The 24,996-nt window shown below is 71.9% G+C and carries 18 protein-coding genes and 1 pseudogene; 12 read left to right on the forward strand and 7 right to left on the reverse strand.

Features of this window, described 5'->3' with window-relative positions; all coding sequences use genetic code 11:
* Window positions 1–7: 7 nt before the first annotated feature.
* Window positions 8–1,624: a carboxyl transferase domain-containing protein gene (locus tag C6376_RS14670; protein WP_107443828.1), complete on the reverse strand. Its 1,617-nt coding sequence runs from the start codon at window positions 1,622–1,624 to the stop codon at window positions 8–10.
* Between the two features lie 97 nt (window positions 1,625–1,721).
* On the opposite strand from C6376_RS14670, the gene C6376_RS14675 reads away from it, so the two are divergent.
* Window positions 1,722–2,429: a TetR/AcrR family transcriptional regulator gene (locus C6376_RS14675; RefSeq protein WP_107443829.1), complete on the forward strand. Its 708-nt coding sequence runs from the start codon at window positions 1,722–1,724 to the stop codon at window positions 2,427–2,429.
* A 110-nt stretch (window positions 2,430–2,539) separates the two neighbouring features.
* Window positions 2,540–2,998: a MarR family winged helix-turn-helix transcriptional regulator gene (locus tag C6376_RS14680; RefSeq protein ID WP_107443830.1), complete on the forward strand. Its 459-nt coding sequence runs from the start codon at window positions 2,540–2,542 to the stop codon at window positions 2,996–2,998.
* Between the two features lie 44 nt (window positions 2,999–3,042).
* On the opposite strand, the gene C6376_RS14685 is transcribed toward C6376_RS14680, so the two are convergent.
* Window positions 3,043–3,405, reverse strand: coding sequence for an Imm51 family immunity protein (locus C6376_RS14685; protein WP_107443831.1), 363 nt, complete (start codon window positions 3,403–3,405; stop codon window positions 3,043–3,045).
* 656 nt (window positions 3,406–4,061) lie between these two features.
* A complete protein-coding gene (locus C6376_RS43820) occupies window positions 4,062–4,217 on the reverse strand; it encodes a hypothetical protein (RefSeq protein WP_159083204.1) in 156 nt (51 codons plus the stop codon).
* 675 nt (window positions 4,218–4,892) lie between these two features.
* Here C6376_RS43820 and C6376_RS14695 point away from each other — a divergent pair.
* Together C6376_RS14695 and tesB are read left to right on the forward strand one after the other, a co-directional pair.
* The gene (locus tag C6376_RS14695; RefSeq protein WP_057574840.1) at window positions 4,893–6,050 is read left to right on the forward strand and encodes an acyl-CoA dehydrogenase family protein; all 1,158 of its coding nucleotides are present in this window, start codon (window positions 4,893–4,895) and stop codon (window positions 6,048–6,050) included.
* Window positions 6,051–6,086: 36 nt separating this feature from the next.
* On the forward strand, window positions 6,087–6,959 hold the full coding sequence (gene tesB, locus C6376_RS14700) for an acyl-CoA thioesterase II (RefSeq protein WP_107443833.1): 873 nt from the start codon (window positions 6,087–6,089) through the stop codon (window positions 6,957–6,959).
* A gap of 49 nt (window positions 6,960–7,008) precedes the next feature.
* Here the strand turns inward: tesB and C6376_RS14705 are convergent, their stop codons facing one another.
* A complete protein-coding gene (locus C6376_RS14705) occupies window positions 7,009–7,794 on the reverse strand; it encodes a phosphatase (RefSeq protein ID WP_107443834.1) in 786 nt (261 codons plus the stop codon).
* A gap of 116 nt (window positions 7,795–7,910) precedes the next feature.
* Window positions 7,911–9,449: a PucR family transcriptional regulator gene (locus C6376_RS14710; RefSeq protein WP_107443835.1), complete on the reverse strand. Its 1,539-nt coding sequence runs from the start codon at window positions 9,447–9,449 to the stop codon at window positions 7,911–7,913.
* Window positions 9,450–9,613: 164 nt separating this feature from the next.
* On the opposite strand from C6376_RS14710, the gene speB reads away from it, so the two are divergent.
* The 3 genes from speB to C6376_RS14725 are packed head-to-tail and all read left to right on the forward strand — an operon-like array spanning window position 9,614 to window position 13,008.
* The gene (gene speB, locus C6376_RS14715; RefSeq protein WP_107443836.1) at window positions 9,614–10,582 is read left to right on the forward strand and encodes an agmatinase; all 969 of its coding nucleotides are present in this window, start codon (window positions 9,614–9,616) and stop codon (window positions 10,580–10,582) included.
* Entirely contained in the window at window positions 10,579–12,279 is a 1,701-nt protein-coding gene (locus C6376_RS14720) for a thiamine pyrophosphate-binding protein (protein ID WP_107443837.1), read from the forward strand. Before speB ends, C6376_RS14720 begins: the two co-directional genes overlap by 4 nt.
* A 12-nt stretch (window positions 12,280–12,291) precedes the next feature.
* Window positions 12,292–13,008, forward strand: coding sequence for a DinB family protein (locus C6376_RS14725; RefSeq protein WP_159083205.1), 717 nt, complete (start codon window positions 12,292–12,294; stop codon window positions 13,006–13,008).
* A 53-nt stretch (window positions 13,009–13,061) separates the two neighbouring features.
* Here C6376_RS14725 and C6376_RS14730 read toward each other — a convergent pair whose 3' ends face one another.
* On the reverse strand, window positions 13,062–13,868 hold the full coding sequence (locus C6376_RS14730) for an endonuclease I family protein (RefSeq protein WP_107443838.1): 807 nt from the start codon (window positions 13,866–13,868) through the stop codon (window positions 13,062–13,064).
* 447 nt (window positions 13,869–14,315) lie between these two features.
* Here C6376_RS14730 and C6376_RS14735 point away from each other — a divergent pair, with 447 nt between their 5' ends.
* The 5 genes and pseudogenes from C6376_RS14735 to C6376_RS14755 all read left to right on the forward strand — a co-directional run bounded on the left by C6376_RS14735 (window position 14,316) and on the right by C6376_RS14755 (window position 22,802).
* Complete coding sequence (locus C6376_RS14735; RefSeq protein ID WP_107443839.1) at window positions 14,316–15,170, forward strand: serine hydrolase; 855 nt, start codon at window positions 14,316–14,318, stop codon at window positions 15,168–15,170.
* A 206-nt stretch (window positions 15,171–15,376) separates the two neighbouring features.
* Entirely contained in the window at window positions 15,377–19,096 is a 3,720-nt protein-coding gene (locus tag C6376_RS14740; RefSeq protein WP_107443840.1) for an ABC transporter ATP-binding protein, read from the forward strand.
* A 112-nt stretch (window positions 19,097–19,208) separates the two neighbouring features.
* Window positions 19,209–19,619: a hypothetical protein gene (locus tag C6376_RS14745; RefSeq protein WP_107443841.1), complete on the forward strand. Its 411-nt coding sequence runs from the start codon at window positions 19,209–19,211 to the stop codon at window positions 19,617–19,619.
* Window positions 19,620–19,778: 159 nt separating this feature from the next.
* A complete protein-coding gene (locus tag C6376_RS14750; protein WP_107443842.1) occupies window positions 19,779–21,194 on the forward strand; it encodes a S28 family serine protease in 1,416 nt (471 codons plus the stop codon).
* A 338-nt stretch (window positions 21,195–21,532) separates the two neighbouring features.
* Window positions 21,533–22,802: pseudogene (locus C6376_RS14755) on the forward strand (RNA-guided endonuclease InsQ/TnpB family protein).
* A gap of 14 nt (window positions 22,803–22,816) precedes the next feature.
* Here C6376_RS14755 and C6376_RS14760 read toward each other — a convergent pair.
* The gene (locus tag C6376_RS14760; protein ID WP_107443843.1) at window positions 22,817–24,652 is read right to left on the reverse strand and encodes a glycoside hydrolase family 3 protein; all 1,836 of its coding nucleotides are present in this window, start codon (window positions 24,650–24,652) and stop codon (window positions 22,817–22,819) included.
* Window positions 24,653–24,996: the final 344 nt, after the last annotated feature.

The raw sequence follows: 24,996 nt of genomic DNA on the forward strand, positions 1-24,996 counted from the left end.
CCCCTCCTCACATCCGGAAGACGCCGAACCGGGGCTCGCCCAGCGGCGCGTTGGCGCAGGCCGTCAGGGCCAGGCCCAGCACCTGCCGGGTCTCCTGCGGTTCGACGACCCCGTCGTCCCACAGCCGGGCGGTCGCGTAGTAGGCGTTGCCCTGCCGCTCGTACTGCGCGCGGATCGGGTCCTTGAACGCCTCTTCGTCCGCTGCGGGCCACTCCTGGCCGCCGGCCTCCAGCTGGTCGCGCTTGACGGTGGCGAGGACGGAGGCGGCCTGCTCGCCGCCCATGACGGAGATCTTGGCGTTGGGCCACATCCACAGGAAGCGGGGCGAATACGCCCGGCCGCACATGGAGTAGTTGCCCGCGCCGTACGACCCGCCGACGACGACCGTCAGCTTCGGCACGCGCGTGCACGCCACCGCCGTCACCATCTTGGCGCCGTGCTTGGCGATGCCCCCGGCCTCGTAGTCCTTGCCGACCATGAAGCCGGAGATGTTCTGCAGGAACACCAACGGGATCCCGCGCTGGTCGCACAGCTCGATGAAGTGGGCGCCCTTCTGGGCGGACTCGGAGAACAGGATGCCGTTGTTGGCGACGATCCCGACCGGGTGGCCGTGGATCCGGGCGAAACCGGTGACCAGGGTCTGCCCGAACTCGGACTTGAACTCCGCGAAGCGGGAGCCGTCGACCACGCGCGCGATGACCTCCCGCACGTCGTAGGGGGTGCGGGAGTCGACGGGCACGGCTCCGGTCAGCCCGTGGGGGTCGACCTTGGGCTCCACGGACGGCCGCACCTGCCAGGGCAGCGGGCCGCGCGCGGGGAGCGTGGCGACGATGTTGCGCACGATCCGCAGCGCGTGCGCGTCGTCCTCGGCGAGATGGTCGGTCACGCCGGAGACCCGGGAGTGCACCTCGCCGCCGCCCAGTTCCTCCGCGGTGACGACCTCGCCGGTGGCGGCCTTCACCAGCGGCGGGCCGCCCAGGAAGATCGTGCCCTGACCGCGGACGATGACCGCCTCGTCGCTCATGGCGGGCACGTACGCCCCGCCGGCCGTGCACGACCCGAGGACCGCCGCGATCTGCGGGATGCCGGCCCCCGACATCCGGGCCTGGTTGTAGAAGATCCGCCCGAAGTGCTCGCGGTCGGGGAACACCTCGTCCTGCATCGGCAGGAAGGCGCCGCCGGAGTCGACCAGGTACAGGCAGGGCAGGCGGTTCTCCAGCGCCACCTCCTGGGCGCGCAGGTGCTTCTTCACCGTCATCGGGTAGTAGGTGCCGCCCTTGACGGTGGCGTCGTTGGCCACGATCACGCACTCGCGCCCGCTCACCCGCCCGATCCCGGCGATGACCCCGGCGGCCGGGGCCTGCCCGTCGTACATCCCGTCGGCGGCGAGGGGGGCGAGCTCGAGGAAGGGCGACCCCGGATCCAGGAGGGTGTCGACCCGGTCCCGGGGCAGCAGCTTGCCGCGCGCGGTGTGCCGGGCCCGTGCCTTCTCACCGCCTCCCAGCCGGGCCGCGGCCAGCTTGCCGTGCAGCTCCTCGGCGAGTGCGCGGTGCGCCTCCTCGTTGGCCCGCCAGGCCTCCGACGCGGGGTCGCCCGCGCTCGTCAGCTCCGGTGCCTCTTCCATCCTCGCGGTCCCCTCACGCCAGTGATCGACTGTTAATGAGCGTTAACCATTTCCTTCAGGTTAACGACCGCTAACCTCCCTGTCTAGAATTGCTCCCATGGCCACGAGAACCGACGCCCCCACCCGGCGCGAGCAGATCCTCAGGGAGGCCGCGCGGCTGTTCGCCGAGCGCGGGTTCCACGGCGTCGGGGTCGACGAGATAGGCGCCGCGGTCGGCATCAGCGGCCCCGGTCTGTACCGGCACTTCCCCGGCAAGGACGCGATGCTCGCGGAACTGCTCGTGGGCATCAGCGGGCAGCTGCTGACCGGCGCCAGACGCCGGCTGGCAGAGGCGGGCGCCGACAGGTCGCGGGCGGACGCCTCCCGGGCGGGGGCGGAAGCCGACCGGGCGGGGGCGGAAGCCGACCGGGCGGGGCTGGGCGGCAGCCCGGCGGTGGTGGGTGGCGGCCCGGCAGTGGCGGAGGCGGTCCTCGACTCGCTCATCGAGGGGCACATCGACTTCGCGATCGACGACCGTCCCCTGATCACTCTGCACGACCGTGAGCTGGACCGCCTGCGCGACAGCGACCGCAAGCTGGTCCGCCAGCTCCAGCGGCAGTACGTCGAACTGTGGGTGGAGGCGGTGCGCGCCCTCTACCCGAACCTCGTCGAGCCCGCCGCCCGCTCCGCGGTCCACTCCGTCTTCGGCCTCCTGAACTCCACCCCGCACCTCGGCCGCCCGGGCTCCCTCCCTGGCCGCGCGGCCACGGCGGAACTCCTGCACCGCATGGCCCGCGGCGCGTTCGCGGCGGCGGCGGACGCCTGACGCCCGGCTCGCTCGGACGTGTCGACCGGTACGCCCTTGACCTCAAGTCCGGTTGAGTTTCTACGGTCGAGTTCGAGGAACCGACTCGGACAACGGCAGGGATCATGGCCATGGAGTACTCGCACAGCGACACCGACCTGATCGAACAGCCCATCGGATATTGGAGTTGGGCGGCCTACAAGGCCGTCATCGACCGGACCCGGGCCGCCCTCGCCGGCATCGGCACCACCCAACCGCAGTGGTGGGCCCTCGCGCAGGTGGCAGGCTCCGACACGGTCAAGACCCGTGACGAAGTCTCCCGCCTCCTGCGGAACTACCTCGACGTCGGCCCGGAAACCATGGAGTCGGAGATCGACACGATCATCGTCCAGGGTTGGGTCACCGAGGACGCAGAGGGACGTCTGGGCATCACGGCTGAGGGCAGGGCGTTCTACGGCAAGGCGGCGGCCCTTCAGGACGAACTCCGAGCGGAACGGCACGCGGACATCTCCGACGAGGAGTATCTGACCACCCTCAAGGTGCTGCAGCGGTTCATCCACAACACTGGCGGACGAGCTTGGCACCACTAGTCACCGCGCCTGTCGTCCCGGCGGTAGTTCGGGCGGAGCCGGGTTCAGTCCCAGTCGCCGGGGTCGGTCACCTCGATCAGCGCGGCCAGCTTGGCGCGGTCATGGAAAGCGCCGCTGAGAATCAGCCCGAGCTCCCGCAGCGCCGCCTCGTCGTTACCGTAGACGCACATCATCCCGGCCTCGGGATCGAAACCGCCGATCCGGTCGGCCAGCTCCGGCGCGTGGACGCGCACCGCAGTGCGCGCGACCGCGTCCCAGCTGTAGCCGCTGACCTCCTGGCCGACGGCTTCGAAAAGGTCGCCCGCCTCGGCGAAGTGGTCGTCGCCGAGGATCAGGCTGTAGTTGCCGGGCGATGTGTCGAAGAGCCTCAGGGGCGCGAGGTCCGCGTGATTGATTACTTCCGTCATGCGTGCATCCTGGCACGCCCCACCGACAGGCCCTCCCGCCTGCGGCGTTGCGAGGTCCCGAGCGGCAAACGTACCCGCCGCCCAGTCCCTGGAGCACCCTTAGAGCAGGTGGTCTGCCTTGCCCGCCTTGATCTCCAGGATGAGGGTGCGGAGGGCTTCGCGGGTGTCGGTGAGGGGGGTGTCCTCCTGACCGGCGACGGCGATGGAGGCGTTGCCGTCGAGATCGGTGCCTATGAGTGCATGCCGATATCCGTGGCATTTTCATCGTGGGCATCATCGGTCTTCAGCTGTCCGACTCCGCCCAGTGAGCCGCTGATGCCTGCGGCCGGTCCAACCGACGGCCACCCATGCGGCGAAGAGGACGGTCGCGGCGACGACGCCCGCGACAGTGTTGGTGAAGACGAGTGCAAACAGGACCGAGATGAGCGTGATCGTCCCGGCCGAGGACGTAGCGAAGGAGTCGGCACGCAGGGCCATGCGCAAGAAACGTGAGGGTGAGGCGTCGGTCACGGCATCTCCACTCTGTGGTACGGGAAGGGTCCGGCCGGGCAGGTCGGCCGGACCCGGGGAGACGCTGGAGCCTGTCGTGATCAATGGGGTTGCAGGAGGCTGCTGATCCAGATGGTCGTTGCGGCGGAGACGCAGTCCGGTAACTCTCAGGTTTTGTCGTATGGGGTCGCGATGTCCCGCCAGGCCTTCATTCCGTTGATGCCGAGTTCGTCTGCCTCCGGGACCTGCTTTCCGGTCTCGATCATGATGCGAACGGTGCCCTCACGGAACGCGGCGTTGTGCGGCTGTTTCTTGGATCCCATGATCCCAACTTCCCTTGGGGCCATGGGATTTACGCTACGACGGGAGGTTGACGCGTCCGGTTCCCCACCGCGCAGACCATGACCGACGATCAAGGTTTCGACGTGCCAACGCCAACCGTTGACGAGCTCGTCAGCGTCCCACGGTGAGGGCCCAGTGAACCTGTGAAGGGGCGGTCACCTTGACGGTGGCGTGTTCGCGGGAAGTCTTCAGGCTCAGTTGGTTGAAGGTGCTGCTGACCTCGCCCTCCACGCATTCGAGGGGTGGGTTTTTGCAGGTCAGGGGCGATAGGGCCGTGCGCTTGCTGGTCGTCGTCGGTCGTCATTGGCCACTGCCCAGGGAGCCCTGGACGCGTCTGGGGCGGCTCTCCTTCGCACGGCGTGGGCCTCGTCCGGTTGGCGGCCGGCACCTTCGTCGCGGTCTGGCTCGGTTTCGGCCGGTGAAAGCGTGCCACGACGGCGCTTCAGTCGGCGGTCAGGGGGGCGCCCCCGGTACGTGACGAGCGTTACGGGTGTCGGGGGCCGAGAGGTCTGGACGCTTTTCACTACCCGCCGGTACGGTGGCTTCTGAGCGAGCGCTTAGCCGTAGGAAACCGCAGCCACACATTGAGGAACCCCCACGGCGAGCAACCACATCCGCGAGAGCGGCGCCGGCTTAGGCGCAGAGAGGGGCCGGCGGTGCGCCGTACGGTGTTCAACGAGGACCACGAGGCGTTCCGGGAGACCCTCCGGGCCTTCATCGAGGCCGAGGTCGTCCCGGTCTACGACGAGTGGTTCGCGGCCGGCCAGGCGCCGCGCGACTTCTACTACAAGCTCGCCGAGCTGGGCGTCTTCGGTATCCGGGTGGACGAGGAGTACGGCGGCGCCGGCATCGACTCGTACAAGTTCGAGGCCGTCCTGTACGAGGAGACGGCCCGCGCGGGCATCACCTTCGGCGGCTCCGGCGTGCACGTGCTGCTCGGTCTGCCGTACATCAAGCTGCTCGCCACCGATGAGCAGAAGAAGCGCTACCTGCCGAAGTTCGTCTCCGGCGAGGAGATGTGGGCGATCGCGATGACCGAGCCGGGCACCGGCTCCGACCTCGCGGGCATGAAGACCACCGCCAAGCTGAGCGAGGACGGCACGCACTACGTCCTCAACGGCTCCAAGACCTTCATCACCGGTGGCGTCCACGCCGACCAGATGATCGTCTGCGCCCGGACCGACGCGCCCAGCGCCGACGACCGCCGGCACGGCATATCGCTCCTCGTGGTGGACACCAAGTCCGAGGGCTACTCGATCGGCCGCAAGCTGGACAAGCTCGGCCTGAAGACCTCCGACACCGCCGAGCTGGCCTTCGTCGACGTCAAGGTGCCCGTCGAGAACCTCCTCGGCGAGGAGAACAAGGGCTTCTACTACCTCGGCCACAACCTGGCCTCCGAGCGCTGGGGCATCGCCTACGGCGCGTACGCGCAGGCCAAGGCTGCCGTCCGGTTCGCCAAGCAGTACGTGCAGGAGCGCACCGTCTTCGGCAAGCCGGTCGCGCACTTCCAGAACACCAAGTTCGAGCTGGCCGCCTGCCAGGCCGAGGTGGACGCGGCCGAGGCCGTCGCCGACCGCGCCACGGAGGCACTGGACGCCGGCGAGCTGACCCCGGCCGAGGCCGCCAGCGCCAAGCTGTTCTGCACCGAGGTCGCCCACCGGGTGATCGACCGCTGCCTCCAGCTGCACGGCGGCTACGGCTTCATGAACGAGTACCCGATCGCCCGCCTGTACGCGGACAACCGCGTCAACCGCATCTACGGCGGCACCAGCGAGATCATGAAGTCGATCATCGCCAAGGACATGGGCCTGTAGGGTCCCGGCCACTACTGCCCGGTACAACTGGACGCCATGAGCCACGCACTGCAGGATCTCCTCGATCTGCTCGACCTCGAGCAGATCGAGGAGAACATCTTCCGCGGCCGGTCCCGGTCCGCCGTCGTCCCGCGCGTGTTCGGCGGACAGGTGGCGGCCCAGGCGCTGGTCGCCGCCGGGCGGACGGTCCCGCAGGACCGGCCCGCCCACTCCCTCCACGCGTACTTCCTGCGTGCGGGGGACCCGGGCGCGCCCATCGTCTACGACGTCGAGCGCATCCGTGACGGCCGTTCCTTCACCACCCGGCGGGTGGTCGCCATCCAGCACGGCCGGCCGATCTTCTCGCTGTCGGCGTCCTTCCAGGCGTACGAGGAGGGCCTCGACCACCAGGCGCCGATGCCGGCCTCGCCGGACCCGGTGACGCTGCCCACCTCCGAGGAGCGGCTGCGCGGGTACGGCCACCTCGACCCGTCGGTCGTCGAGCGGTTCCTGGAGGCCCGAGAGGCCATCGACCTGCGCTACGTCGACGAGCCGCCGTACGGGAAGTTCGGCGAGCCGCGCGAACCGCACTCCCAGGTGTGGTTCCGCACCAACGGCAAGCTGGCCGACGACCCTCTGCTGCACGTCGTCCTCGCCACCTACGTCTCCGACATGACCCTGCTCGACTCGGTCCTGCTCGCGCACGGGCGCGGCGGCTGGGCCGTGGGAGACGTGGTGGGGGCGTCCCTGGACCACGCGATGTGGTTCCACCGCCCGTTCCGCGCCGACGAGTGGCTCCTGTACGACCAGGAGTCGCCCTCCGCGCACGGCGGCCGCGGCCTCGGCCAGGCCCGCATCTACACGCAGGACGGCCGGCTCGCGGTGTCGGTGATCCAGGAGGGCGTGGTCCGCGTCCCCCGGGCGGACTGAGCCCCTGCCCTGAACCGCCGTTCGTGCCCCCCGCCCGTGACTCCCCGTCCTACAGGCCCGCCTCCGCGAGCAGGTAGGCGACCATCGGGTCGTAGTGGCGCGGGCTGACGACGTGGTCGTCCAGGGGGACCGCCACCTGGACGACGCCCTCCGCCTCGCCGATGAACAGCGCCGGGTCGTTGCAGTCGGCGTAGCCGACGGAGTCCACGCCGTGCCGGCCGGCGTAGCCCGCCCAGCCGTGGTCGGCGACGACCAGGTCCGGCAGCGGGCGCCCCGCACGCTCCAGCGCCGTCAGGATCGCCTTCATCGGCTCGCCCGAGTGGGTGTGCCACAGCGTCGCCCCGTGCTCGAGCACCGCCACGTCGGCGACCTGCCAGACGTACCCCTCGTCGGTCTGCAGACCCGGCGGGATGACGACGATCTCGCAGCCCGCCGCGCGCAGGGCGGCGGCGGTCGCGCGGTGCACGTCCAGCAGGCCGCCCGGGTGACCGGTGGCGAACAGCACCCGCTGCCGGCCCTCGGCCGCCTTGCGCAGCCGGGCCGCCATCCGGTTCAGGCCGTCGACCGTCAGCTCGGGGTCGATGGTGTCCTGCCCGTAGCGGTACTCGGGATCGTCGTTGACTCCCACCCGCTCCGCCATCACCGCGAGCACGTCCTGCTCGTCGGTCCAGCGGTCGCCGAGTTCCAGGCCCAGCCAGAAGTTGCGCACGCCGTTCGCGAGGTGGCGGTAGTGCGAGAGGTTGTTCTCGCGCGGGGTGGCGACGTCCCCGGCGATACGGGTTCTGACGAGGTGGTCGACGAGTTCGACGCGGCTGGGCGTCGCGGATATCGGCATGGACTCATTGTGGGGCAGCGGGCTGTGGGCGTCCCGGCTGTTGCGGACGCTGGGACACGCGTCACGCCCCCTGTGCAGGCGTTCGGGGGGCCCTGATCGGTCCTGGTCGCTCCCGGTCAGTCCTGTTTCAGCGCGAACCACAGCTCCATCCGCACGTCGGGATCGTCCAGGTCGGCGTCGAGCAGCGCGGCGCAGCGGGCGATCCGCTGCCGGACGGTGTTGCGGTGCACGGCCAGGGCGACTGCCGTCCGGTCCCAACTGCCGTGCAGGGAGAGCCAGGCGCGCAGCGTCTCGACGAGGGCGGCCCGGCCGGCGAGCGGGGCGAGCTGGGCACGCGCGTGGTCCCGGGCCTCGTCCGCGGGCACCAGGTCCAGCAGCCCGGCCCCCGAGCCGTGGCGCACCAGGGCCGTGCGGGCGGCCAGGGCCCGGCCCAGCGCGCGGGCCGCCTGCGCGTCGGCGGCCGGCCAGCCGGCCGGAGCGGTGTCCGCGCTGACGCCGAGGACCCAGCCCGGCTGCGGCCGCGGCGGGCGGCCGGCCGGCACGAGGACCCGGACGACGTCCTCGCCGAGATCGACCAGCGGCGACCCCAGCCCGGCGCCTAGCGCGGAGGCCGCCACCGGGTCGGGAGTGCGCCCGCCCTGCGGCCGCCCGTGCACGACGAGCCACCGCTCCCCGCCCAGCAGCGGCGCCACCTCCTCGGGCGCGCCGCCCAGCAGCAGCCGTACCAGCGCCGAGGAGCGTGACGCTCCCGACCCGCTCTGTTGCTCGCCGGTGAGCAGGGAGAGCAGCACGGCGGCGACGGAGGCGATGGTGTGGTCGCCGGGACCCCGCCGGGGCGCCGCCACGCCCAGCACGAAGCCGCGCCCGGCGCCGAGCGCGTAGGCGGACAGGTGGACGCCCGCCGGAGTGGTGTCGCCGGCGGTGGCGGGAGGGGCGGCCGAGGACGGGGCGGCGGCCTGCGCGGCGGGAGTGGCGGCGCGGGAGAGGAGCAGCCGGGCGAGCGCGGCGAGCGGGTCGTCCGCCTCGGACGGACTGCCCGCCCCGGCGATCTCCGCGCCCTGCGGGCCGTACAGCACCGCGCGGCCGCCGACCCGCCGGGCGAGCTGCCGCAGCACGGAGGGGACCGGGTCCGGGCGGGAGGCGGCGGCCGCGAGGCTCTGCTGGGCCTCGGTCACCCGGCGCAGTTCGGCCGTGCGGGCGCGCTCGATGAGCTGCCAGACGGCGCGGGCGACCGCCGCGAACGTCGTCTGCGGGGGCACCTCCAGGAGCGGCAGCCCGTGCGCCTCGCACGCGGCGACCAGCGCGGGCGGCACCGTGTCGTGCACCGGCGCGACGCCGAAGCCCAGGGCCGCGCCGCCCGCCGCCACGACCCGCGAGACGTACTCGTCGACGTGCGTCCCCGGGCCTGCCGTCCCCTGCGTCGCCGTCCCCGGCCCCGCCGTCCCCGGGAGGTGCACCCCGGCTGTCAGCAGCAGGTCGCCGCCCAGCAGGTACGGGTACGGGTCGGCCATCTCCGAGGAGTGCGCGCCGTGCAGGACCGGGCCGGCGCCGACCGGTCCGGCGATCTGCCGCAGCCCGAGATCCTTGCGGGCCAGCAGGGCGGCGAGGGGCACGGGCGGAGTGGGAGGGACGGCAGGCGGACCCGGCGACGTCATGTGCGCTTCCTCCACATCAGGACCCCATGATGGATGAAACGTACACTTCGCGGCCGCCGTCCGGCTGCCTAGGGTCGACGGGAGACCCCCGGCCCGACTCCCCCGTAGGGTCGGACGAGAAGCAGCGCATACGCGACGAAGCGTGAGAAAGAAGGCATACGACCATGGACGGCAACGAGACGCCCCGCGGCCCCGTCGACTCCTCCCGCATCCCGCGCTACGCCGGCCCCGCGACCTTCGCCCGGCTGCCCCGCCTCGACGAGGTCGGCCGCGCCGACGTCGCCGTCGTGGGCGTGCCGTTCGACTCGGGCGTCTCCTACCGCCCCGGCGCCCGCTTCGGCGGCAACGCGATCCGCGAGGCGTCCCGGCTGCTGCGGCCGTACAACCCGGCACAGGACGCCTCCCCGTTCGCCCTCGCCCAGGTCGCGGACGGCGGCGACATCGCGGTGAACCCGTTCGACATCCACGAGGCCGTGGAGACGATCGAGGCGGCCGCCGACGACCTGCTCGGCACCGGCGCGCGCCTGATGACCCTGGGCGGTGACCACACCATCGCGCTCCCGCTGCTGCGCTCGGTCGCGAAGAAGCACGGCCCCGTGGCCCTGCTCCACTTCGACGCCCACCTCGACACCTGGGACACCTACTTCGGCGCCGAGTACACACACGGCACGCCGTTCCGCCGGGCCGTCGAGGAGGGCGTCCTCGACACCGAGGCGCTGTCCCACGTCGGCACCCGCGGACCGCTCTACGGCAAGCAGGACCTCACCGACGACGAGAAGATGGGCTTCGGCATCGTCACCTCGGCGGACGTCTACCGGCGCGGCGCCGACGAGATCGCCGACCAGCTGCGCCAGCGCATCGGCGACCGCCCGCTCTACATCTCCATCGACATCGACTGCCTCGACCCGGCGCACGCGCCCGGCACCGGCACCCCGGAGGCCGGCGGCATGACCTCCCGCGAGCTCCTGGAGATCCTGCGCGGCCTCGCCTCCTGCCACCTGGTCTCGGCGGACGTCGTCGAGGTGGCCCCCGCGTACGATCACGCGGAGATCACGTCGGTGGCCGCGTCCCACACGGCGTACGAACTCACCACGATCATGTCCCGACAGATTGCCGAGGCTCGCGCGAAGTGACTCACGACCACGACCTGGTGCTCCGCCCGACCGCCGCGCAGACGGAGGCCGCACTGAACCCTCCCCCCGGCCGCACCGGCGGAGACCTGGTCGTGGAGACCCTGGCCGGGCTCGGCGCGACGACGGTGTTCGGGCTGCCCGGCCAGCACGCGCTCGCCGTCTTCGACGCCCTGCGCCGCTCCTCGCTGCGTTATGTCGGCCTGCGGATGGAGAACAACGCGGGCTTCGCGGCGGACGCGTACGGCAGGATCACCGGGGAGGCCGCGCCGCTGCTGCTGTCGACCGGCCCGGGCGCCCTCACCTCCCTCGCCGCCCTGCACGAGGCCGCGGCGGCCTCCGCCCCGGTCCTGGCGATCTGCAGCCAGGTCCCGACGGCGGGGCTGGGCGGCGGCCGGCGCGGTCATCTGCACGAACTCCCGGACCAGGCGGCCTCGTTCAGGGGTGTCGTGAAGTCCGTCCACCAGGCCCGCACCGCGTCGCAGATCCCTTCGGCGATCGAGGCGGCCTGGAAGTCCGCGCTGACGGTCCCGCACGGCCCGGTGTGGGTGGAGATCCCGCAGGACGTGCTGCTGGCGCGGACGTCGATCCCGGTCGTGACGGGCGGCGACGCGTTCCCCGACGACCTGCCGCCGCGCCCCGAACTGACGGCCCTGGCCGCCGACCTGCTGTCGCGTGCCGAGCGCCCGGCGATCATCGCCGGCGGGGGAGTGGTCCGGGCGGACGCGTCGGGCAAGCTGCGGCAGCTCGCGGAGCGGCTCGACGCGCCCGTCGTCACCACCCCCGGCGGCAAGGGCGCGTTCCCCTGGACGCACCCCCTCTCCCTGCGGTCCTGGCTGGAGGACCGGCACACCACGGACTTCCTGGAGGACGCGGACGTCCTGCTGGTGGTCGGCTCGGGTCTCGGCGAACTGTCGTCGAACTACCACACGTTCACGCCCCGCGGCCGCGTCGTCCAGATCGAGGCGGACCTCGGCAAACTGGAGTCCAACCACCCGGCGCTGGGCATCCACGCGGACGCCCGCCTCGCGTTGCAGGCGCTCCTGGAGACGGTGGAGACGCGGCAGGACGAGACCGCGCCCGGCCGGGTGCGGGACCTGCTCGCGAAGGTCGCCGACCGTATCGCCGCCCAGGACCTCACCCTGGAACAGGAAGTGCTGGCGTCGGTGCGCAGGGCGCTCCCGGCCGACTCCCCGTCCTTCTGGGACATGACGATCCTCGCCTACTGGGCCTGGTCGGCCTTCGACGCCAAGGGTCCCAACCGCCTGCACTCCGCGCAGGGCGCCGGCGGCCTCGGCTATGCCTTCCCCGCGGCGCTGGGCGCGGCGGTGGCCGACCCGACCCGACCGGTGCTGGCGGTGTCCGGCGACGGCGGCGCCCTGTACTCGGTCGCCGAGCTGGCCACGGCCCGCCAGCACGACCTGAACGTCACCTGGCTGATCGTCGACGACGGCGGCTACGGCATCCTGCGCGAGTACATGACGGACTCCTTCGGCGCGGCCACCGGCACCGAGCTGACCCGCCCCGACTTCGCGGCGCTGGCGGAGTCCTTCGGCGTGCCGGGCGTGCGGACGTCCCCGCGGGCCCTGGCGGCGGACCTGGCGAAGGCGCTGTCCGAACCCGGCCCGTCGGTGGTCGTGCTCCCGGCGGTGCTGCGCATGTTCGCGCCGACGCACACCGGGACCGGCGACGGCCGTTGATACCGTCCCGGCATGTCTGAAGCACCCGGACCACCCGGCACCCACCTCGGTCCCGGCGCCCACCTCGGTCCCGGCGCCCACCTCGGTCCCGGCCCTGTCACCGCCGACGACGTGCGGGACGCGGTCCGGGCGGCGGCGGCCGTACTGCGCGGGGCTCGGGAGGCCGACTGGGACGTCAGGGCCGGTTCCCTGGAGTGGAGTTGCTGGGAGACCGTCGAGCACCTCGCCGACGATCTCTTCGCCTATGCCGCCCAACTGGGCCCCGAGCAGCCGCCGTCGGACCGGGAGGTGCCCTTCGTCTGGAGCCCCAGGAGGCCCGGCGGACCGGCCAACGTCGTCTTCGCCGACCGCGGGGCCGGTGCGGCCGGGCTGGTGCAGGTGCTGGAGGCGAGCGGCGCCCTGTTGACGGCCGTGGTGCGCACCGCCGCGCCCGACGTCAGGTCGCACCATGTCTTCGGCGCCTCCGACCCCGAGGGCTTCGCCGCCATGGGCGTCGTCGAGACGCTGGTGCACCTGCACGACGTCGCCGAGGGGCTCGGGGTGCGGTGGGAGCCGGACGCCGGGCTGTGCGAACGGGTGCTGGCGCGGTTGTTCCCGGACGCCCCGGCCGGCGCCGGCCCGTGGCCCACCCTGCTGTGGGCGACCGGCCGGGGCGAGATCCCCGGGCGCGCCCGTCTCACCCGGTGGCGCTGGCACGGTGCTCCCCGCGAGGCCGCCGAAAAGGGCTGAACCCCCTTGTCACCAAGGGAGGTTCAGCCCCTCCGTGCGTTCGTCCCGCGGTCCTACCAGATCGCCTCGACCCACTCCGGGTGGTCGATGAACGGGTTGCGGTTGTGCTGGTAGGTGTCGTAGATGGTCTGGTTGCGCTTCTCCTCGAAGGCGCTCGGCGGGTCCTCGTCGTTCCACTGCTTGAGCACGGAGAGCTTGCCGATGTACGGGTTGCTGCCGTTGTTGACCTTCTCGTTGGGCTCCAGGTCGGCGAAGCCGTCGCCGCCGTCGTAGCGGACCGCCATGTAGAGGATCATGCGGGCCACGTCGCCCTTGTCGGCGTCACGCGGCTCGAAGGAGTCGGAGTCGGTGAGGCTGCCGCCGCCGCCCGAGACGGTGCTGCCGCCGTTGTCGAAGTCCTTGTTGCCGCGGATGCTGTTGACCGTCACGTCCGCGGGACGCAGGTGGTGCAGGTCCGTGCCGGGACCGGTCACCTCGCCGAAGTCGCCGTGCGACTTGGCCCAGACGTGCTCGCGGTTCCAGTCGCCGACGTCGCCGCCGTTGAGGGACTTGCTGCGTGAGACGCCGCTGTACAGCAGGATCACGTTGCTGCTGTTGTTCGGGTCCTGGTCGGTGACCTTCAGGGCGTTCCAGACCGCGGAGTACGAGATCTTCGAGACATTGGCGCTGATGATCGTGTGCAGCGAGGACTTCAGGCTCGTGCCGGTCTTGCCGACCGCGTTCTTGTAGTACGTCGAGTCGTACGCCGTCGTGGTCGCCGCGGCGGGGGACGCGGTGAGCGCGGGGGCGGTGAGGCCGACCAGGACGGCCGTGGTGGCAAGCGCCACCGACTTCCATCGGTTTATGCGTGTCGCCAGCATGTGGGGTGTCCGATCTACGCGGGTTGATTGAAGGCGGCAATCGGGAGAGTGACATGCACATGCGGCCGTGGCAATGAATCTGACATGTCTTTCAGATGACGAGAACCGGCAAACTGTCCTTTGTCTACGCGAGTTGACGTGCGCGAACGGCCCCCGACAGGAGGGCCGGGGCCGTCGCCGCTGTACGGGTGAGGGGTGGTCGGCTCACGTCGCAGGGGTCCAGCCGGTAGACCGTCGACTGGCTGCTCTGCGCGGTGGACGCGGCGTCCGACCCGGTGGCGCCGTCCGAGGCGTCCGACGTCGCGCCGTACTCGCTCGCCTGTCGGTCGCGGCGCGAACTCCCCCTCGTGGTGCGCGATGTGCGTACGTTCTGCGACGAACCTGTCACGAACTCCCGCAGATCGAACGGGAGTACAACTATCGATCAGGCGTGTGAGTCAACGTGGCATGACTCACCGGACCGCAAGAAGCAGAAGGGGACTGGTCGCCACGGCGCTCGGCGCCGCCGTCCTCGTCACCGGCGTGGCCACCGCCGCACCCGCCTCGGCCGCAACGCCCACCGTCACCTGCACGTCGAGCAAGGCCGCTCTGGCCACCAAGCTGAAGAAGGACATCACCGCCGCGCTGGTGGGTCGCAAGGGCACGATCGCCGTGGGTCTCTACGACCGCACCACGAACACCACCTGCACCCTGCGCGCCTCCACCGCCTACGACTCGGCCAGCGTGGTCAAGGTGACCGTCCTGTCCGCGCTGCTGTGGGACGCGCAGAACGCCGGCCGCACGCTGACCAGCCGGGAGAAGTCGCTCGCCACCGCCATGATCACCAAGTCGGACAACGCCTCCACCTCCACCCTGTGGAAGCAGCTCGGCGTGACGAAGATCAAGAAGTTCCTGGCCGCGGCGAAGATGACCCAGACCAAGCCCGGCGCGAACAACTACTGGGGTCTGACCCAGATCACCGTCACCGACGAGCAGAAGCTGCTCAAGCTGATCCACGCCCGCAACACGGTGCTGACCGACGCCTCGCGCACCTATGTCAGCACCCTGATGGGCAAGGTCGTCTCCGCGCAGCGCTGGGGCACCCCGTACGGCCGGCCCGCGAACGTCTCCTGGCACGTCAAGAACGGCTGGCTGTCGCGTGCCACGCAGGGCTGGCGGGTGCACAGCGTCGGCACGTTCAAGGGCGGCGGCCACGACTACGTGATGACCGTCCTCACGCACGGCAACAGCACCATGAACTACGGCATCGCGACCATCCAGGGCGTCGCCAAGGTCGTCCACAAGGATCTGGCCGCCTCCTGAGCGCGCTTCGCGCACCATCCCTTCGGGCGGCCCCCCGGCCCGTCACCGCGGCTCGCCCAAGGTGACGGGCCGATGACCTTCCGTGATCCTTGCAGGCGCGGCCCGCACGCCGGGAAGCGGATCGTTGCGCGGGGATGAAATCCGCGTCCCCGGACGTTGGTGCCTTCCGGCAGATCAGGTCGGATCGAGGAAGCGGAGGCACCGGCGTGAGTGAGCAACGGGGATGGGCACGACGGCTGGCGGGCTACGCCCGGCGCCACCCTGCGGACGTCGCCCTGGCCCTCGGCTCCTCGCTGCTCGGCATGGCCGTGATGGCGCTGGTCCCGCTGGTCACCAAGGTGATCATCGACGACGTCATCGGCGACCACTCCCGTGACATGGCCCCCTGGGCGGGAGCCCTCCTCGGCGCCGCCGTCCTCGTCTACGTCTCCACCTACGTCCGCCGCTACTACGGCGGCCGTCTCGCCCTGGACGTCCAGCACGACCTGCGGACCGACATGTTCGAGACGATCACCCGGCTCGACGGCCGACGCCAGGACGAGCTGTCCACCGGCCAGGTCGTCGGCCGCGCGACCAGCGACCTCCAGCTGATCCAGGGCCTGCTGTTCATGCTCCCGATGACGATCGGGAACCTGCTGCTGTTCCTGATCTCCCTGGTGATCATGGCGTGGCTGTCGCTTCCGCTCACCCTGGTCGCCCTCGCGGTGGCGCCCGCCCTCGCGTACATCGCGGGGCGCAGCCGGACCAAGCTCCACCCCGCCACCTGGTACGCCCAGGCCCAGGCGGCGGCCGTGGCGGGCGTGGTCGACGGCGCCGTCAGCGGCGTACGCGTGGTGAAGGGGTTCGGGCAGGAGGACCAGGAGACCGGGAAGCTCCGCGAGGTGGGCCGCCGGCTCTTCGCCGGGCGGCTGCGCACGATCCGCCTGAACGCCGCCTACACCCCCGCCCTGCAGGCCGTGCCCGCCCTCGGCCAGGTCGCCATGCTGGCGCTCGGCGGCTGGCTGGCCGTGCGCGGCCACATCACCCTCGGCACCTTCGTCGCCTTCTCCACCTACCTGGCCCAGCTCGTCGGCCCGGTCCGGATGCTGGCCGTGGTCCTCACCGTCGGCCAGCAGGCCCGCGCCGGCACCGAGCGCGTCCTGGAGCTCATCGACACCGAGCCGTCGATGCGGGACGGCTCCAAGGTGCTCCCCGCGGACGCCCCGGCGACCGTCGAGTTCGACGACGTCTCCTTCGGCTACGACCCCGAACGTCCCGTCCTCGACGGCCTCAGTTTCGAGATCCGCCCCGGCGAGACCGTCGCCGTCGTCGGCTCCTCCGGCTCCGGCAAGTCCACGGTCTCGCTGCTGCTGCCCCGCTTCTACGACGTCACCCGGGGCGCGGTCCTCATCGGCGGCCACGACGTGCGCGAGCTCACCCTCGACTCGCTGCGGGCCGCGATCGGACTGGTCCCCGAGGACTCCTTCCTCTTCTCCGACACCATCCGCGCCAACATCGCCTACGGCCGCCCCGACGCCACCCAGGAGCAGATCGAGGCGGCCGCCCGCGCCGCCCAGGCCGACCGGTTCGTCGCCGAGCTGCCGGCCGGGTACGACACCAAGGTCGGTGAGCACGGCCTCACCCTCTCCGGCGGCCAGCGCCAGCGCGTCGCGCTCGCCCGCGCGATCCTCTCCGACCCGCGCCTGCTGGTCCTCGACGACGCCACCTCCGCCGTGGACGCGGCCGTCGAGCACGAGATCCACGAGGCGCTGGGGCAGGTCATGCAGGGCCGCACCACACTGCTGATCGCCCACCGCCGCTCCACCCTGGGCCTCGCCGACCGCATCGCCGTCCTCGACGCCGGCCGTCTCGCCGACATCGGCACCCACGAGGAGCTCCAGGAGCGCTCCGCGCTCTACCGCAGGCTGCTCACCGACCCCGACGAACTCGGCGGCGTCTCGCCCGGCCACACCCGGCCGGCCGCCCCCGGCGAGGACACCTCCGTCCGCGACGAGCTGGACGCCGAGTTCGACGCCGAGCGCGGGGTCACCCCCCGGCTGTGGACCGGCGACCGTGAGCCGAAGGACACGGCGCTGTCCGGAACGCCCGCCACGCCCGAGCTCCTCGCCCAGGTCGAGGCGCTTCCCCCGGCCGCCGACACCCCCGGCGTCGACGAACGGCGGGCGGTCCGGCCGGAGGCGTCGTACGGCCTGCGCAGGCTGCTGCACGGCTTCGGCGCGCCGCTCCTGGTCAGCCTCGTCCTGGTCGCCGCCGACGCCGGCATGGGCCTGCTGCTGCCGGTGATGATCCGGCACGGCATCGACCAGGGCGTGTCCCGGGCGGCGCTGGGCGCCGTCTGGACGGCCTCCCTGCTCGCCCTGCTGGCCGTGGTGGCGCAGTGGGCCGCGCAGACCGGTGAGATCCGGATGACCGGACGCACCGGCGAACGCGTCCTCTACACGCTCAGGCTGAAGATCTTCGCCCAGCTCCAGCGGCTCGGCCTCGACTACTACGAGCGTGAGCTGACCGGCCGGATCATGACGAGGATGACGACGGACGTCGACGCCCTGTCCACTTTCCTGCAGACCGGCCTGGTCACCGCCTTCGTCTCGGTCGTCACCTTCTTCGGCATCATGGTCGCGCTGCTGGTGATCGACGTGCAGCTGGCGCTGGTCGTCTTCGCGACGCTGCCGCCGCTGATCATCGCCACCTACTTCTTCCGCAGGGCCAGCGTGAAGGCGTACGAACTGGCCCGCGAGCGGGTCTCGACGGTCAACGCCGACCTCCAGGAGTCGGTGTCCGGGCTGCGGATCGTGCAGGCCTTCCGGCGCGAGCGGGACGGCGCGGCACGGTTCGCGGAGCGCTCCGACAGCTACCGCCGCGCGCGCATCCGGGGCCAGTGGCTGATCTCGGTCTACTTCCCGTTCGTGCAGCTGCTGTCCTCGGTCGCGGCGGCGGCCGTGCTGATCGCGGGCGCGGGGCGGGTCGACGCGGCGACCCTCACCACCGGCGCGCTGGTGGCCTACCTGCTCTACATCGACCTGTTCTTCGCCCCCGTGCAGCAGCTCTCGCAGGTCTTCGACGGCTACCAGCAGGCGACCGTCTCGCTGGGCCGCATCCAGGAACTGCTCCGCGAGCCGACGTCCACCCGGTCCGCCGAACAGCCGCACGAGGTGCGCTCGCTCGGCGGCGAGATCGCCTTCGAGGACGTCCGCTTCCGCTACGGCACGGAGGAGGAGGCCCTCACCGGGATCGACCTGCGCATCCCGGCCGGCCAGACCGTCGCGTTCGTCGGCGAGACCGGTGCCGGGAAGTCGACCCTGGTCAAGCTGGTGGCCCGGTTCTACGACCCCACGAGCGGCCGGGTCACGGTGGACGGCCGGGACCTGCGCTCCCTCGACCTGACCTCGTACCGCCACCGGCTGGGCGTCGTGCCGCAGGAGGCGTACCTGTTCCCCGGCACCGTCCGCGACGCGATCGCCTACGGCCGGCCGGACGCCTCCGACGCCGAGGTGGAGGCGGCGGCGCGGGCGGTCGGCGCGCACGAGATGATCGCCACGCTCGACGGCGGCTACCTCCACGAGGTCGCCGAGCGCGGCCGCAACCTCTCCGCCGGACAGCGCCAGTTGATCGCGCTGGCCCGCGCCGAACTCGTCGACCCGGACGTCCTGCTCCTCGACGAGGCCACGGCCGCCCTCGACCTGGCGACGGAGGCCCAGGTCAACCAGGCCACCGACCGTCTGACGGGCCGCCGCACCACGCTCGTGGTCGCCCACCGGCTGACCACCGCGGCCCGCGCGGACCGGGTGGTGGTCATGGACCACGGCCGGGTCGTCGAGGACGGCACGCACGACGAGCTCCTCGCCCTGGACGGACGCTACGCGCGCCTGTGGCGCACCTTCGTCGGTGCGGCCGAGCCCGAGGAGCCGGTGAGCGCGTCGCGGTGACGGCCGCGCAACCATCGGCACGCCTCGGGCGTCCGTACATCAGTACGGGCATCGCGCGCACGGCCGGAACGGCCGGGCGTCGCGTACGGCGGACGCGGGAGGGGCCAAGACCGTGGGCACAGGTGCGGAACGCGCACGGAGCACGACGGTCCGCAGACTGACCGCGGCGCTGGCCGTGTTGATCGCGGCAGCGGTGCTCGCCGTCGCCGTCCCGGGCAGCGCCCAGGCGGCGACCGCCTCGTCCTGCACGGGACGCAAGGTGCGCACCCTGTCCTTCCCGGCCGGTTCCGTGCTGATCTACCGGGACGGCGGCGTGGTCTGCGCCGTCACCGTCCAGAAGCGGCCCGGCGTCAAGCGGCTGGTCTCGGTGAGCGTCCAGGCTCGCGGGCTGGTCGCCGTGCGCAAGTCGCGGATGGACGCCCGCAGTTCACCGGTCGCCAAGACGTACGCCGGCCACCGACGGGTGCGGGTGACGGCAGCGGTGGGCAGCGTCTCGTACCGGTCGGGCTGGTTCCTGTGCTGACCCGCGCGGCGGCCCGCCGGGCCCCGGCCCCCGCGACGCCGCGCTGACCCGCCGGCCCGCGTGCCGCCCCCCCGATGCGCCAACCCCCTCTGGTGTGACCCGTGTTGCTCCGATAGCTTCCGGCGACGCACATCTGTCTCACAAGGAGGGTGCACGCGCATGCGCAAGGCGCTCAGATGGCTGCTCGCGCTCACGGTGCTCATAGGCACGCTGAGCACGGCGGGAGCGGCGACCGCCGCCCCCACGCCGGAGGCCACCGACATCAAGGACCGGCTGCTCGCGATCCCGGGCATCAGCCTGATCGAGGAGAAGCCGTACCCCGGATACCGCTTCTTCGTCCTGAACTACACCCAGCCGGTGGACCACCGGCACCCCGCCAAGGGCACCTTCCAGCAGCGCATCACGGTGCTGCACAAGGACGTCAGCCGCCCGACGGTCTTCTACACCAGCGGCTACAACGTCTCCACCAACCCCGGTCGCCGCGAGCCCACCCAGATCGTGGACGGCAACCAGGTCTCCCTGGAGTACCGCTTCTTCACCCCGTCCCGCCCGGCCCCCGCCGACTGGTCCAAGCTGGACATCTGGCAGGCCGCCAGCGACCAGCACCGCGTCTTCGCCGCGCTGAAGAAGATCTACGCGAAGAAGTGGCTCGCCACGGGCGGCTCCAAGGGCGGTATGACGGCGACGTACTACGAGCGCTTCTACCCCCGGGACATGGACGGCGTGGTCGCCTACGTCGCGCCCAACGACGTCGTCGACCACGAGGACTCGGCCTACGACCGCTTCTTCGCCTCCGTCGGCACGAAGGAGTGCCGCGACCGGCTGAACGCCGTCCAGCGCGAGGCGCTGGTCCGCCGGGAGCCCCTGGAGCGCAGGTACGCGGCGGATGCGGAGGCGAACGGCTACACCTTCACCACCGTCGGCAGCCTGGACCGCGCCTACGAGGCGGTCGTCCTCGACTACGTCTGGGGATTCTGGCAGTACAGCCTGCTCTCCGACTGCGCGTCCATCCCGGCCGACGCGGCCACCGCGACCGACGACGAGATCTGGAACTCGGTCGACGCGATCTCCGGCTTCTCCGCCTACACCGACCAGGGCCTCGCCACGTACACGCCGTACTACTACCAGGCGGGCACCCAGCTCGGCGCCCCCACCATCCACTTCCCGGCCATCGAGAAGAAGTACATCCGCTACGGCTACCAGCCGCCGCGCAACTTCGTCCCCCGCGACATCCGGATGAAATTCCAGCCGGGGGCGATGCGGGACGTCGACACGTGGGTGCGGCACAACGCCCGCCACATGCTCTTCGTCTACGGCCAGAACGACCCGTGGGGCTCGGAGCGGTTCCGGCCCGGCAAGGGCGCGAAGGACAGCTACGTCTTCACCGCCCCCGGCCTGAACCACGGCGCGAACGTGGCCGGACTGGTCGCGGACCAGAAGACGCTGGCCACGGCCCGCATCCTGGACTGGGCGGGCGTCGCGGCGCCGTCCGTGGACCGGGCGAAGCCGCTCGCGAAGTTCGACGCGAAGCTGGACGTGCGGGACGTGGAACGGGAGCCCGCGCTGCGCCCATGAACACGCCCGTGACGCGCCCCTGAGGAGCTGAGGAGCGAGGCTGTGGACGCCGGACGCCCGGCGTCCACAGCCTTCGTCGTCCCCGGGGTCAGGTTCAGGTTCAGGTTCAGCGACATTCTTGCGAGGAAGGAACCCCAGGCGTTCACGCCTGGGAGGAATCGCATCGTGTGGTGGCGACGCGGAGCGTCGCGGTGTCCGGGAGTTCGGGCGCGGAGCGCCCGTGGGGCTGTCCGGCGGAGCGGGATGATATCGAACGTACGGTCAGTGGGTCGCTGGATGGTAGGACGGATGTGCGGAAGCTGCCTGTGTGTGCGGGCCGGTGTGTAGGTTCCGGTGTCATGAAGCTGGTGGTGCAGGTCAAGCTGTTGCCGACGCCGGTACAGGCGGCGGCGCTTGAGGCGACCCTGCATGCCTGCAACGAGGCGGCGACCTGGGTGTCCGGGGTCGCCTTCGTCAAGGACGTGAAGCGCAACTTCGCGCTGCGCGAGCACACCTACTCCGAGATCAAGCAGCGCTGGGGCCTGGGTGCGCAGGCCGCCCAGCACACCATCAAGAAGACCTGTGACGCCTACCGAACGCTGGCGGCGAATCTGAAGGCTGGGAACCTGGGCAAGCCGTGGTCGAAGCCGTACCGGCGGGCGGTGGAGAAGCCGATCACGTTCCGGCCCGAGGGCGCACAGCCCTATGACGACCGGATGCTGTCGTGGCAGATCGCCGACCGGACTGTCTCGCTGTGGACCCTGTCCGGGCGGATGAAACAGGTGGCGTTCATGGCTTCCCCGGAACAACTGGCTCGCCTGGCCCTGTACCGCAAGGGCGAGTCCGACCTCGTCGCGCGGGACGGCATGTGGTTTCTGCACGCCACCTGCGAGATCCCCGAAGCACCCCTGAACACCGATCCGGTGGCCTTTTTCGGTATCGATCTGGGGATCGTGAACATCGCCACCACCTCCGACGGTCAAATCATGGCCGGGCGCGCCCTGAACCGGGGACGACTGCGTGAACGCACCCTGCGCACCAAGCTGCAGAAGAAGAACACCCCGTCCGCCAAGCGCCGGCTGAAGAACCGCAGGCGCAAAGAGGCACGGCGGGCCAAGGACATCAATCACAAGATCGCGAAACATGTGGTGGCCGAGGCTGGGGGCACCGCCCACGCCCTTAAGGCAGTGGGGGAGCACCGGACGCGGAATCGCCCTCGAAGAGCTGACGGGCATCCGCGAACGGGTACGGCTTCGCAAGCCCCAACGGGCTACCCACTCCAGCTGGTCATTCGCCCAGTTGGGGGCATTCATCGCGTACAAGGCCAAGAAGGCCGGGGTACCGGTGGTGTATGTCGATCCGGCGTACACCTCCCGCACCTGCGCCGAATGCGGCCACATCGACAGAGCGAACCGGGTCTCGCAGGCCTGGTTCGCGTGCCGGTCCTGCGGATTCGTTGATCACGCAGACCGCAACGGCTCCCGCAACATCCGCGCTCGCGCGGAAGAGTTGTGGCGACGCGGGGCGCAGTCAACCGCCCCAGACCCACCCCCGACACCCGAGGGCGGGACCGGACGCAAACGCAGCACCACAGCCAGTGGCGCCCGCTGTGCAAGCCCGGGACTTTAGTCCCGAGTCGTTGACTACGTCAGGCCGTGTCCGATCGGGTACAGCACGCGGGTCGGGTCGTCCGCCCGCTGCACGGGCACCGGCAGCTTGCCCTGCGGCCGGACCACGCCGGCGATGACGCGTGCGGCGGTCCGCAGTTCGACGTCGGTCCAGCAGTAGGTCGCCAGGCACGCCGTGACGGACGGCAGGTGTGCCACGTCGTAGGGGTTGCGGACCGCCACCGCGATCACCGGCCGGCCAGTCGCCGACAGCCGCTCGACCAGCGTCTTCTGGGCGCTGTCCGCCGTGACGTTGTAGGTCGCGACCACCACCGCGGCCACGCCGTCCGCCGCCGCGACCGCCTGCGCGATCGTCTCGGCGGAGGGGGCCGTGCCGGTGGGCAGCGTCGTCGTGCGGAAGCCCTGCGCGGCGAGGGCGGCGGCGAGGACGCCGGTGGGCGGGCCCGTGGTGCCGGTGGGCGAGGCGGGGTCGGCGCCGACGACCAGCAGCGTGGGGTGGGTGCGGGGCGACAGCGGGAGCACGCCGCCATCGCCCTTCGAGCCGCCCGTCCCGCGCTCGCCGCGCTCGCGGCCCGTGCGGCCTTCGTTGACGAGGAGTGTCGTCGTGCGCTCGGCGAGCAGGTCGGCCGCCGCGAGGTGCTCCGGGGACCCGACGGTCCGGGCGGCCCCGGCCGGGCCGACGTAGGGATCGTCGAACAGCCCCAGCCGTTCCTTCAGCCGCAGGATGCGCAGGACCGCCTCGTCGAGCCGCCCTTCGGTGAGCTCCCCGTCCCGGACCGCCTTCAGGACGGCGTTGAAGGCGACGTCCAGCCTGGGCGGGTTGAGCAGCTGGTCGACGCCGGCCTTGAGTGCGAGCACCGGCACCCGGTCGTCGCCGTACCTGGTGCGCACGCCCGCCATGTCCAGGGCGTCGGTGACCACGACGCCGTCGTAGCCCAGCTCCTCGCGCAGCAGCCCGGTGACGACGGGCCGGGAGAGGGTGGCCGGGTCGCCGGAGGCGTCCAGCGAGGGCAGCACGATGTGCGCCGTCATCAGGCAGTCGACGCCGGCCGCGATCGCCGCCCGGAACGGCGCCGCGTCCAGCGCCTCCCACTCCTGACGGGTGTGCGTGATGACGGGGAAGCCGGTGTGGCTGTCCACGGTGGTGTCCCCGTGCCCGGGGAAGTGCTTGGCGGTCGCCGCGACCCCCGCCGCCCGGTAGCCCTCGACCTCCGCCGCGACCAGCGAGGCCACCGCGTCAGGGCCGGCGCCGAACGAGCGGACCCCGATCACCGGATTGGCCGGGTTCACGTTGACGTCGGCGACGGGGGAGTAGTTCTGCCGGATGCCCATGGCCCGCAGCTCGCGTCCCGCGATCCGGCCGAGGGTACGGGCGTCGTCGCGGGAACCGCCGGCGCCCATCGCCATCGCGCCGGGGAACAGGGTGGCCGGCCGGCCCACCCGGCAGACCGCGCCGTGCTCCTGGTCGGTGGAGATCAGCACCGGCAGACCGCGCGGCTGCCGGAGCGCGGCCCGCTGGAGACCGTCGGAGAGGTCCGCGATCTGCCGGGGCGCGCGGGTGTTGTGCGCCCAGGCGAAGTAGACGACTCCGCCGAGCCGGTAGCGGGCGAGCAGCTCGGCGCCGGTGCGCACGCCGAAGTCGGCGAGGTTGGCGTCGGCGTCGGCCGGGTCGGGGGCGGTCGCCGAGTGGCCGTGCACCCGCGAGACGAAGACCTGGCCAACCTTGTCCTCCAGCGTCATACGGGAGAGGAGGGCGCGCGGCCGGCGCTCGTCCGCGTGCGCGGGGCCGCCGACGGCGAGCGCGGCGGTGACGCCGGCGGTGGCGGCGAGAACGGTGCGTCGGGAGGGCATCGGCACTCCTTCCGGTGGGGGACGGCGGGGTGGGGGACGGCGGGGTGGGGGACCGGTGGCGCACGCTACCCGCGCGAGCGCCGCCGTCGGCGCATTGGACGAAGGCGCGCCGACGGATCCAGAGGCCGGCACCTCCGCCCCGCCGCCCGGCCGCCGAAGGCCGCCCGGCCCGCCGCCCGGCCGCCGAAGGCCGCCCGGCCCGCCGCCCCGCCGTCGGGGGCCGGCCGTCCCCGACACTCCGCCGCGGCCCCGCGGCCGACCTGCCGTGGAACCGCCATCGAGTTGCTGCCGGCCTGCCGTCGGCACGCCGACGACCCGGCCGTTCACCCGCAGGGCACCGTCTC

Source organism: Streptomyces sp. P3 (assembly GCF_003032475.1).
In the GTDB taxonomy this organism is placed as follows: Bacteria; Actinomycetota; Actinomycetes; order Streptomycetales; family Streptomycetaceae; genus Streptomyces.